Origin of the sequence: Sphingomonas gei (assembly GCF_004792685.1) — a bacterium.
Lineage (GTDB): Bacteria > Pseudomonadota > Alphaproteobacteria > Sphingomonadales > Sphingomonadaceae > Sphingomonas > Sphingomonas gei.
Genome location: NZ_SRXT01000002.1, coordinates 709,476 through 716,497 on the forward strand (window position 1 = coordinate 709,476; position 7,022 = coordinate 716,497).

The 7,022-nt window shown below is 65.5% G+C and carries 6 protein-coding genes; 4 read left to right on the top strand and 2 right to left on the bottom strand.

Features of this window, described 5'->3' with window-relative positions:
- The first annotated feature begins 5 nt into the window (after window positions 1-5).
- From E5A73_RS07255 to E5A73_RS07265, 3 genes are all read left to right on the top strand, one after another.
- A complete protein-coding gene (locus E5A73_RS07255) occupies window positions 6-1,121 on the top strand; it encodes a DUF4167 domain-containing protein (RefSeq protein ID WP_338112854.1) in 1,116 nt (371 codons plus the stop codon).
- A 96-nt stretch (window positions 1,122-1,217) separates the two neighbouring features.
- The gene (locus E5A73_RS07260) at window positions 1,218-2,588 is read left to right on the top strand and encodes a DUF4139 domain-containing protein (RefSeq protein ID WP_135963171.1); all 1,371 of its coding nucleotides are present in this window, start codon (window positions 1,218-1,220) and stop codon (window positions 2,586-2,588) included.
- The gene (locus tag E5A73_RS07265; RefSeq protein ID WP_135963105.1) at window positions 2,588-4,168 is read left to right on the top strand and encodes a DUF4139 domain-containing protein; all 1,581 of its coding nucleotides are present in this window, start codon (window positions 2,588-2,590) and stop codon (window positions 4,166-4,168) included. The genes E5A73_RS07260 and E5A73_RS07265 overlap by 1 nt, the downstream gene beginning before the upstream one ends.
- Window positions 4,169-4,304: 136 nt before the next feature.
- Here E5A73_RS07265 and E5A73_RS07270 read toward each other — a convergent pair whose 3' ends face one another.
- Entirely contained in the window at window positions 4,305-4,601 is a 297-nt protein-coding gene (locus tag E5A73_RS07270; RefSeq protein WP_135963106.1) for a hypothetical protein, read from the bottom strand.
- Window positions 4,602-4,666: 65 nt separating this feature from the next.
- Between E5A73_RS07270 and E5A73_RS07275 the strand changes: the two genes are divergently transcribed.
- Complete coding sequence (locus tag E5A73_RS07275; protein ID WP_135963107.1) at window positions 4,667-5,095, top strand: CBS domain-containing protein; 429 nt, start codon at window positions 4,667-4,669, stop codon at window positions 5,093-5,095.
- On the opposite strand, the gene E5A73_RS07280 is transcribed toward E5A73_RS07275, so the two are convergent.
- The gene (locus tag E5A73_RS07280; protein WP_135963108.1) at window positions 5,092-6,570 is read right to left on the bottom strand and encodes a lipopolysaccharide biosynthesis protein; all 1,479 of its coding nucleotides are present in this window, start codon (window positions 6,568-6,570) and stop codon (window positions 5,092-5,094) included. The genes E5A73_RS07275 and E5A73_RS07280 overlap by 4 nt on opposite strands.
- Between the last annotated feature and the right edge of the window lie 452 nt (window positions 6,571-7,022).

A 7,022-nucleotide genomic window follows, 5' to 3' on the forward strand; every position in this document is an offset into this window, starting at 1 on the left:
GATTGGTGCTCCACGGGCTAAGACAGCGCCGGGGCGAGGCACTTTCAACCAAGTTGTTGAAACATAGGGCTAAGGCTCACTCCATGGTCATGTGTGCCGCTGCAGTCCGGCGGCCATGGCGAGCGGAAGTGCCGGGATCGGCGCTGTCCGCAATTGCAACGCGCATCCGGGACCCCGATGGATCGACGGACGGCTTTAGTAGACAGGACATACAGACCTTGATGAACAATCGTCAGGCTAATAACGGTCGCCGTCGCGGCCGTGGTGGTCAACAGCGCCAGGGTGGCGGCGGCAGCAGTCCCAACCAGGGCAATGGCAACCGGATCGACAATCGCGCCCGCGGCAACGCCGCGCAGCTGCTCGAAAAATACAAGAACCTTGCGCGCGATGCGCAGATGCAGGGCGATCGGGTCAACGCCGAATATTATCTCCAGTTCGCGGATCATTATTTCCGGGTGCTGAGCGAAACGCGCACGCGCTTCGAAGAGGCGAACCCGAACCAGCCGCAGCAGCGCCGCCCGAGCAACGACATCGACGGCGACGACGAGGATTTCGACTTCGAGGCCGAGGGCAACCGCAGCGACGAGCCGCAGCGCGACGATCGCCCGCAGCAACGCGACGACCGTCCGCAGCAGCGCGAGCCACGCTACGAGCGCGAGCCCCGCCAGGACCGCGAAGCGCGTCCCGATCGCGAGCCGCGCCCGGATCGCGAACCGCGTCAAGACCGTGAAGCGCGCCCGGATCGCGAGCCCCGCCCGGACCGTGAACCCCGCCAGGACCGCGAGCCGCGCGAGGGTCGTCGCGACCGTCGCCCGAACGCCAACGGCGTCAATGGCCATGGCAACGGTCTTCAGGCTGAGGCACCGCAAGCCGCGGCCCCCGAGCTCTTCGCCGAGCAGCGCGAGCCTGCCGAGGAGCGTCCGCGCGCCACGCGCGGTCGCGGTCGTCCGCGTCGCGAAGACAGCGTCGAGGCCGATGCGCCGCAGGGCATCGACGCCGCCATCCTGCCTCCGGCCTTCGGCATCGAGGCGATTGCCGCCAACGATGCCGAGGAAGCGCCAAAGAAGCCGCGCCGCCGCCGTGCCAAGGCCGACGACGTGGAAGTGCCGCCGGCTGCCTGATTTCTAATCCGCGTCGGGCTAGCCCTTCGCGACCAACCTGCTAGCATCCTCCCTCGGAACAGACCGGGGGAGGATGCTTTGCGTTGGACGGCTCTTATCGTGGCGGCCACGGCTCCGCTTGCCGCGCACGCCCAAACCCAGCCGGCATCGGTGCCCGCGCCCGACCAGACCGCGCAGGGGGATGTCTCGGTCACCATTTATCAGAACGGCCAGTCGCTGGTGCAGGACGTGCGCCGGCTCGATCTGCCCGCCGGCCGCACGCGGCAGGAATTCGCTGACGTATCCGCGCAGATCCGCTCGGAGACGGTCACGCTCTCGGGGCCCGGCCTCGGCATCGTCGAGCAGAATTTCGACTATGACCTGCTGTCGCCCGACAAACTGATGGAAAAGGCAGTAGGATCGGTCGTCACCATCGTGCGCACCAATCCGGCGACCGGCGGCGAGACGCGCGAGCAGGCGCGGGTGCTCGCGGCCAATGGCGGCATCGTCCTCCAGATCGGCAACCGCATCGAAGTGCTGCGCGACGACGGGCTGCCGGTGCGGGTGATCTTCGACAAGGTCCCCGAGAATCTGCGCGCCCGTCCGACTTTGTCGGTGACGCTGCAGGCGGCGGCTGCAGGGCGCATTCCCGCGACGCTGACCTATCTCACTCCCGGCCTCGGCTGGACCAGCGACTATGTGATGCTGTTCGACGAGGCCAAGAGCGCGATCGACATGCAGGGCTGGGTGACGCTGACAAACAACACCGGCACCAATTATCGCAACGCCGACGTGCTGCTCGTCGCCGGCAATCCCAATCAGAGCTTCTCGCAGCTCGGCGATTCGACGATCGAGCAAGCCGGCACCGAAACCAGCCAACGCGAGAAACTGGGCGACTATTACCTCTATCCGCTCGGCGAGCGGACGACGATCGCCAATGCCCAGCAGAAGCAGGTCAGCTTCCTCGACGTCAAGAACACGCCGGCCCGCAAGACCTACGAATGGATCAACGGCTGGCTCGAGACTCAGTCCGATCCGCGCAGCGCGTCGACCGTGCTCAAATTCTCGACCTCGCGGAATGGCGGGCTGGGCGATCAGCTGCCGTCGGGAGTGATCCGGGTCTATATGCGCGATGCGCGCGGCGACCCGCAGTTCATCGGCGAGAGCCGGGTGGCTGCGGCGCCGATGGGGTCGGCGATGTCGATCCGCACCGGCGAGGCATTCGACGTCAAGGGCGCAGCGGTGCTGGTCGAGCGCAAGCGGCTGTCCTCGTCGCGCTGGCGCACTTCGATGCGCTATGATTTCACCAACGCGCGGCCGGCGCCGGTGACGGTCGATCTCGCCCAGAATGGGTTGTGGGGCGACGTCCGCCTGGTCGAGCAGAGCCTGGTGGGCGAGCGTGTCTCTGCCGAAAGGATGGAGTGGAAGGTGCCGGTGCCCGCCAATGGCAAGGCGTCGGTGACCGTGGTGTTCGACACGCGCTACTGATGCGTCGCCTCCTCCTCGTCCTCTCGCTGCTGTCCACCGCTTCGCCCGCGGCGGCGCAGGCTTTGGTCGAATCCGACAGGATCGATGCGGTTTCGGTGACGCTCTATCGCGATCCGGGCCGCGGCGCGGGCGCGATCCCGGCCGGGGGCTGGCCCGGCGGCTATGCCCTGGTCACCGAGACCCGGACGATCCGCGTGCCGGCGGGCAAATCGGTGATCCGCTTCGTCGGCGTGTCCGAAGGGATGATGCCCGAGACCGCGATCGTCACCGGCCTGCCGCAACAGGTCGGCGAGAAGAACCGCGATGCGCGGCTGCTGTCGCCCGCGGCGCTGATCGATGCGTATCTGAAACGGCGCGTCACGATACGCCGTACCAACCGCGCGACCGGCAAGGTCACCGAAGGCGAGGCGATCATCCAGTCGGGGCCGGGCGGCGGCGTGCTGCTCACCACCGAGTCCGGAGTCGAAGCGCTGGGCTGTTCGGGGCTGCCCGAGGCGCTGCGTTATCCCGGAGTGCCGGCGGACCTGTCTGCGAAGCCAACCTTGTCGGTCACGACAGACAGCGCGGCGGATGCGACGGTAACGGTCCAGCTCTCCTATCTCGCGCAGGGGTTCGACTGGTCGGCCAATTATGTCGCGCAGGTCGCCGAGGATGGCGAGACGCTCGACCTGTTCGCCTGGCTGACCGTCGCCAATGGCGGCAGCCAGGGCTTTGCCGGCGCGCGCGCCAATGCCGTGGCGGGTGCCCCCAACAAGGAAGCCGCCGCGGTTCTGCCGAAAGGCCCCGTGCCCGAACTTCACCTGCGCTGCTGGCCGATGGATACTACCAGCACCTATCCGCGCTGGAGCGTCGAACGGATGCCGCCAACGGTCGATGGCATTATGGCCGAGGATGTCGGCAGTTTCGATGATATCGTCGTCTCGGGCATGCGACGAAGAGCGCCGATGATGGTGGCGGCACCCGCACCGGCGCCGGTACCGGTGATGATGGCGCAGCAGGAAGAGCTCGGCGACCTCAAGCTCTACCGCATCCCCGAGCCCGTCACCGTCGCCGCGCAGAGCCGCAAGCAAGTCGCGATGATCGACCGCAAGAAGGTGGGCTTCGCGCGCGTCTATACCGGCGTTTTTCGCCAGTTCGGATACAGCCCGTCCAGCGGTGTCGCTCCGAATTTCGAGGCCGCGCGAATTCTGCGCACCCGCAATGTCGACGAACAGGGCCTCGGGCTTCCGCTGCCCGCCGGCAGGGTAGCGGTCTTCGAGCGCGCGCGCGAAGAAACGCTGCTGGTCGGCGAGAGCAATCTGGGCGATCGCGCGATTGGCGAGGAAGTCGAGTTCGCTACCGGCCAAAGCAGCGATCTGCGCTACACGATCGTCCCGCGTCCGCCTTCGAAGAAGCGTCAGCCGTTCGTCGTCGAAGTCACCAATGCGCGTGCCACTCCCGAGACCTTCGAGATGCCGATCCCCTATAAGCTGGCCACTGATGCGACGCTGATCGAACGCAAGGGCGTCAAGACATGGCGGGTGGTGGTTCCGGCCAACGGCACCGCCCGGCTCGAATTCGCGCTCAGGCTGGAGCGCTAGGACGGGTCCATTTCGACTGCTTCGTTCCCCTGCGAAAGCAGGGCCCCAGGTCACAAGCGGTGCGCTCTGGGCTCTGGGCTCTGGGCCTCTGCTTTCGCAGGGGAACCGAATTGCTTCAATGAAACTGGAACAGACTCTAATCGAGATCGATCTCGCCCTTGAGCCGGTCCTCGACGCGTTCGTCATGGCCGCTGCCCGAGCTGAGGAACATCAGCCCCATCAGCGCCGCGGCGAGCATCATCGTCAGGAACACGCCGAGAAAGGTCGCGCTGGCAGTGACGAAATTGAGCTCGCCGAGCGACCGATACAGTAGCAGCTCCGCCGCCCCGGCGGTCACCAGAGAGACCAGCGCCATCCATTTGAGGATGCGCCTGTAGCGCCCCCAGGCGAAGGCGGCATAGTCCGGATCGTCAAGATCGTGACGCGTGCCCATGGCTTTGCAATTGGGTGCGAATCATGGGAGAAACAACCGCCTGAACCCGAAAGCGGAGATATGCGATGACCATCGCGGCAATCCTGGGGGGAAAAGGCCATGACGTGGTGTCGATCGCGGGCGATCGCACCGTGGCCGAAGCAGTGGCCTTGCTCGCCAGTCGACGGATCGGCGCCGTTCCGGTGATGGACGGCGACGAAGTAGCGGGCATCTTCTCCGAGCGCGACGTGATCTACAGCCTCGAACGCGAGGGCGCCGCGGCGCTCGATCGCAAGGTGCGCGAAGTGATGACCGCGCCGGCGCTGACCGTCACTCCCGACGAATCGGTGCTCGGTGCGCTCGCGCTGATGACCAGGCGGCGAATCCGTCATTTGCCGGTGGTCGACCGCGACCGGTGCATCGGCTTCATTTCGATCGGCGATCTGGTGAAGTACCGGATCGAGCGCATCGAATCCGAGGCGGACGCGATGCGCGTCTATATCCAGACAGTCTAGCCGCGGCGGTTGCGGACCAAAGCGACCACTTCATCGAGCGTGTCGCGCGCGAACAACGCCAGCCAGCCGCCATAGACTGCGACTCCGGCAGCGCCGAGCAAAGCCACTTGCGCCAGCGCCGGCAGAGGCGGCAGCAATCGCGCGAGCAGCGACACGATCAGCGCCATGCCGGCCGCTGCGATTACCGGCGCCGCGAGCCCGTCGATCAGATCGCGCAGTCGCACCCCGATCACCGGCAGCGTCCGCCATGTCGAGATCGCCAGATACAGCGGATAGGCGGCAAACCATGCCGCGACCAATCCCATCAATCCCCAATGCACGCCGATCAGGAACGCCGCGGGGAGCAACAGCGCGCCGGTCGCGCCGTTCTTGGCGCTGATTCCGGGGCGGCCGCAGGCGTCGCTCGCCGGCGCGAACAAGGTCTGCAAGGTCATCATCGGCATGGCCAATGCCAGCCAGTGGACCACCGGCGCCGCCTCGAGCCATTTCGGCCCGAGCACCACTTCGACCAGCGGCCGCGCGGTGACGGCGAGCCCGAGATAGAAAGGCATCGCCACCACGAAGATCACCCGCGCCGACTTGACGAATGCGGCGGCGACCGCGGCGCGATCGTCCTTCATCCGGGCATAAGCCGAAAAGGCGACTTCGTTGAGCGGCGGCACGAACTTCGAGACGAAGATCTGGGTGAGGAACAGACTGGTGGTGTAGATGCCCAGCATGTGCGGATCGAACAGCCGCCCGGCGATGAACACGTCGGCCTGGCTCTGCAGGAACCAGAAGATCTGCCCCGTCGCCATCACGCCGCCATAGCGGGCGATGTCGCCGGCACCGCGAAAGTCGAAGCTCGGCCACATCAACGCATTGGCCGCCCAGGTCATCCCGATCGCCCGCACCGTGAACAAGGCGATCGGCGCGGCGACCAATGTCCACACCCCGAGTCCCGACCAGGCGCCGGCCAGCGCGGTCGCTGCGCCTGCGATCCCCGAGGCCAGATTGACTTGCGCCTGTTTGCGGAAATCGAGCTCGCGGGCGAGCAGGGCGTAGGGCAGGGCGATGAATGGAGTCGCGATATAGAGCAGTGCCTGCACGCGCAGCAGATCGGCAACCATCGGCTGGCGGTAATATGCCGCGGCGAACGGCGCGCAGCCAAACTGGATCGCGGCGAGCACGAGGTTGAGCAGGATCAGCATGCCGAACAGCTGGCGCTGGGCGCGGCGACTGGCATCGCCGCGCTGGATCAGGGCACTGGCGAGACCATAGCCGTTGAGCATGTTGAGCAGCACCAGCACGACCTGGGTCATCGCGAAAAGCCCGTAATCGGAAGGGCTGAGCACCCGGATCACGATGAAGGTCGATGCCCAGGTGAGCAATTGCCCTAGAATCTGCGTGCCCGAACGCCAGATCACGGCGCTGCGGACCTGGTCCTTGAGCGAGTCGAGGCGGTGATTCGGATTCGGGGCGGTTGATTCGGTCACCGAAGCGTCATGGACCGCCACCTGTTGAGATGGCGTAAAGCACGGTTTTCCGTGGCTTTCAGAGGTGTGTTTCGGGAAAAAGACAGAAAGTTCCAAAACGCTGTTGACCGAATCGGAAGCCGCGCATAGAAGCCACTCCACCGCAGCGATGGTCCACACGGACCGCCGAGGCAGTCATCAAAAACCAGGCGCACAGGTCGTCCCGAGAAAAAGGGATAGGCCGGGGCGTCGGTCTTTTGCGCTCTTTGACATAGTGATTTAGATGAAGGGACATGTGGGCGGCGGCTCCGGGTCTGGACGGCTTCAAGGCGTTCGGTACTCGGTTAAAGCCAAGCTGCTCTAAACATGTCCTGTCACGTTTCCATACGTAATTGGTTTTGTGCAGAGCGGCTCCTTGAGATGCTGTTTTGGCTGGGGGATTCCACCTCGGTTATAACAGTCATAAACTTGAG

What these genes read in the sequence shown, in the direction of transcription:
- E5A73_RS07265 (WP_135963105.1), top strand. Translation starts at nt 2,588, where the DNA reads ATGCGTCGCCTCCTCCTCGTCCTCTCGCTGCTGTCCACCGCTTCGCCC.
- E5A73_RS07270 (WP_135963106.1), bottom strand. Translation starts at nt 4,601, where the DNA reads ATGGGCACGCGTCACGATCTTGACGATCCGGACTATGCCGCCTTCGCC.
- E5A73_RS07275 (WP_135963107.1), top strand. Translation starts at nt 4,667, where the DNA reads ATGACCATCGCGGCAATCCTGGGGGGAAAAGGCCATGACGTGGTGTCG.